This window comes from Flavobacterium sp. (assembly GCF_035456085.1).
In the GTDB taxonomy this organism is placed as follows: Bacteria; Bacteroidota; Bacteroidia; order Flavobacteriales; family Flavobacteriaceae; genus Flavobacterium.
This window is the reverse complement of sequence record NZ_DATIDY010000235.1, coordinates 1-3,576: the sequence shown is the minus strand read 5'-3', so window position 1 is coordinate 3,576 and position 3,576 is coordinate 1. Positions and strand designations below refer to the sequence as shown.

The following is a 3,576-nucleotide window of genomic DNA, read 5'->3' as shown; positions in this document are numbered from 1 at the left end:
CTTCCTGTTCCGATTTTTTAGAAAATGAACCCCGAGGAGTATTATCAGAAAAAGATATTGTAACGCCTCAAACTATAGAAGGATTTATGAATGCGGCTTATGCCCAGTTAGGAAATGATCATTATGATTCCCCTTACAGTTTATGGCCTTTCGGAAATGTCCGTTCAGACGATGCTTATAAAGGTGGAAGTGGAACCAATGATATTCAGGATTTTCATTTTTTTGAAGTATCGAATAATATCAGGTCAGATTTCGGAGAATTAGATTCTTTTTGGTACATCAGCTACGTTGGAGTTTCCCGTGCCAATAAAGCTTTGAAAGCCTTAGAGCAAATTTCTGAAAAGGATTATCCGTTGAAGAAAACCCGTATAGCTGAGATGCGTTTTCTAAGAGGGCACTTTTATTTTATGTTGAAGATTATGTTCAGAAATGTGCCTTACATTACAGAGGATGTTCCAGTTGAAGATTATAAAACCATTTCAAATCAAGCGCTTTCAAATGAAGCACTTTGGGATAAAATTGCTGAAGATTTTCAGGCTGCAGCCACTGATTTACCGGAAACACAGTCTCAGGTTGGGCGCGCTACTCAAAAAGCAGCTTATGCCTATTTAGCAAAAACACGCCTGTATCAAGCTTATACGCAAGATGAATCGTTTGCTGTTACAGGAATCGATCAAAAACATTTACAGGAAGTAATTGCTGCAACAGATAAAGTAATTGGAAAAGCGGCTTTAGAGCCTGATTTTGCCAATAACTTTTTACCTGGAACTTATGAGAATGGTCCGGAATCGATTTTCTCAATTCAGTTTTCTGATAATGATGGAACCTTATATGGAAGATTAAACTTTTCGGATGTACTTTCTACACCTCAAGGGTTAGGATGTTGTGATTTTCATAAACCGAGCCAAAACTTAGTAAATGCATTTAAAACAGGTGCAAATGGTTTACCGGAATTCGATACATACAACGATCAGGACTTTGATTATAAAAATATAGATGCTACTACCGTTGATCCAAGATTGTATCATACCGTTGCAATGCCTGGATTACCTTATAAGTATGATCCTGAATTTTTATATGTTGAAGCATGGGTAAGATCTCCAGGTACTTATGGATATTATGCTTCTTTAAAAGAAAATGTGGCACCAAATTGTTCTTGTGTGGTTAATATTGATCCATTTTATGGAAATTCAAAAAACAGAATACAGATCCGCTATGCAGACGTGATTTTGATGCGTGCCGAAGCTTTGATTGAACTTGGAAGACAGTCGGAAGCTTTACCATTAATCAATCAAATTAGAGAGCGAGCTGCACAAAGTACAGGACGATTACCATACGTAAACAACTTCAAAATCAATACATACGTTGACGGAAGCAATTGCAACTGGACACAGGAATTTGCTCGTAAAGCTTTGCGTTGGGAACGTCGTTTAGAATTGGCTATGGAAGGAAGCCGCTTTTTTGACCTTGTTCGTTGGGGTATTACAGACGAGGTAATGAATGATTTTTATGCAAAAGAAAAAACAAAACGCACGTATTATCAGGACGCTTTTTTTGATGCGCATAAAGAAGAATATTGCCCAATTCCATTGAAACAAATTAATTTCAGTCAGGGACTATACAAGCAAAATAGAGGTTATTAATTATTTTGAAAATCAATAATATGAAAAAATATATCAATAAGTATTGGATAAATATTGCTGCAGTTTTAGCAATCATTTTTATGGTTACTGCCTGTGAAGATGGTTTTGACAAAGATGGTTTTGATGTCAGTTCGCCATCAAATGTAGTTTCTTTTAAACTAAACGGTGTTAGCGGAACTATTGATCAGGCTACTGGGAAAATTAATATTGAAATGCCTTATGGGTCTGATATCACAGCCATTAAACCTGAAGTGGTTTTAGAAGAGGGAGCAACTTCAAATCTTGATTTGAGTACACCAATCAATTTTACAAATCCGGTAAAATTTAGAGTAATTAATGGAAACTTATATAAAGATTATACGGTAACGACAGTAGTATTGAGTCCAATTAAGAGTTTTACAATTAATGGAGTTTCGGCAACAATAAACGATGTTAATAAAACTATTACTATGACTTTGCCTGAAGGAACTAATTTAAAAGAACTACAGCCAATAATTGAATTAACTACAGGAGTTTCTATTTCGCCAGCATCAGGAACGGTGCTTGATTTTACCAATCCGGTGGTTTTTGCAGTAACGTTCAATGGTACAAGTGTCAATTATACGGCTAATGTAGATGTGCCTAGTTCAGATTTAGTGGTGGCATTTTTAGGAACTGCAGCAACGAGATCTGGAATTACCAATATGGACGAAGTGACGGCATCAAACTGGTTGTTTGAGAATTTTCCAGGGGCGAAGTATATTTCTTTTGATAATATTTTAAATGGTGCCGATTTAAGCAAAATTGATGTGATTTGGTGGCATTTTGATTCAGCTACAAATTTACCTTCTGTAGCTTATAAACCAGCGGTTACTGACGCTTTGAAAAATTTCAGAACAAATGGTGGAAATTTACTTTTAACTTCTTTTGCTTCGCAATATGTAGATGCTTTAGGAATTGTTCCATCAGGAAAAGGACCAAATAATGTTTTTGGAGATTTTCCTCCAAACGGATTTGTAGATGGAAATTCTTGGGGAATGTCATTTAAAGGTCATGAAAATCATCCTATTTTTCAAGGATTGGTCACTTTTGAAGCAGGAAAAGCCTATTTACTGCAAAGTGGAACTTTCAGATTGAATCATACAGCATGGTGGTTTTTACCGGAATGGGGAGGATATACAAACGGAGAAGGATGGAGAAATCAAACCGGAGGAACCAACTTGGCCAGTGAATCCTGGGATAACACCCTTGATGGTAGAGTCACAATAGCGGAGTTCCCAAATTCGGCAACGGATAAAAATGTAGTCGTGATTTCAATGGGAGCTTACGATTGGTATAATGAAACAAACAGCAGTGGTGTGCCGAGTCAGGCCAATGAGTTTATTACAAATATCAAGGCTTTGACCAAAAACAGTATCAAATATTTAGCGGGAAAATAATTCAATCTGAACTCAATTAAAATGAAATATAAAAATATAATAACGATTGCTTCCGTTTTCTTTTCACTCTTGTCGTGCAGTCAGGAGGAAACTTATGTTGGAGGTTCTATTTCAGGAGGAGTGTCTGAAATAGCAAGTATTTTTCCTGTACCCCCTTCTCAATGGATGGGAGGGAATGAACCGTATTACAGTGCAGGATATACGGGAGATGTTATGCCTTTTTTCGACAACGGAAAATTTCATATTTACTTCCTCCATGATGCACAGAACAAACCCGCCGGAAAAGGATTCCATGATATTCATGAATACTTAAGCACCGATTTGGCTCATTTTACCTATCAAGGGCAAATGATTCCTTACGGAAAAACAACCGATCCTGATTTTGCCATTGGCACAGGATCAGTTGTAAAAATAGGAAGTGCTTATTATTTCTATTATACGGGACACAATGAGACACCAGTATTTGTCCATACGAATGCCAGAGAAAGTGTTTTGTGTGCTACTAGTTCTGATTT

3 protein-coding genes are annotated in these 3,576 nt (G+C 36.7%); all 3 read left to right on the top strand.

What is annotated here, in order from left to right:
- Positions 1-1,643, top strand: a 1,643-nt coding sequence (locus VLC96_RS17600) for a RagB/SusD family nutrient uptake outer membrane protein (RefSeq protein WP_325265030.1), incomplete at its 5' end; no start/stop codon positions are given.
- 20 nt (positions 1,644-1,663) lie between these two features.
- Complete coding sequence (locus VLC96_RS17595) at positions 1,664-3,061, top strand: DUF4960 domain-containing protein (RefSeq protein WP_325265028.1); 1,398 nt, start codon at positions 1,664-1,666, stop codon at positions 3,059-3,061.
- A 21-nt stretch (positions 3,062-3,082) separates the two neighbouring features.
- Positions 3,083-3,576: glycoside hydrolase family protein (locus VLC96_RS17590; RefSeq protein WP_491700823.1), on the top strand; the 494-nt coding region annotated here is incomplete at its 3' end.

Excerpts from the sequence above, each read along its gene's own strand:
- VLC96_RS17595 (WP_325265028.1), top strand. The coding sequence starts at position 1,664 with ATGAAAAAATATATCAATAAGTATTGGATAAATATTGCTGCAGTTTTA.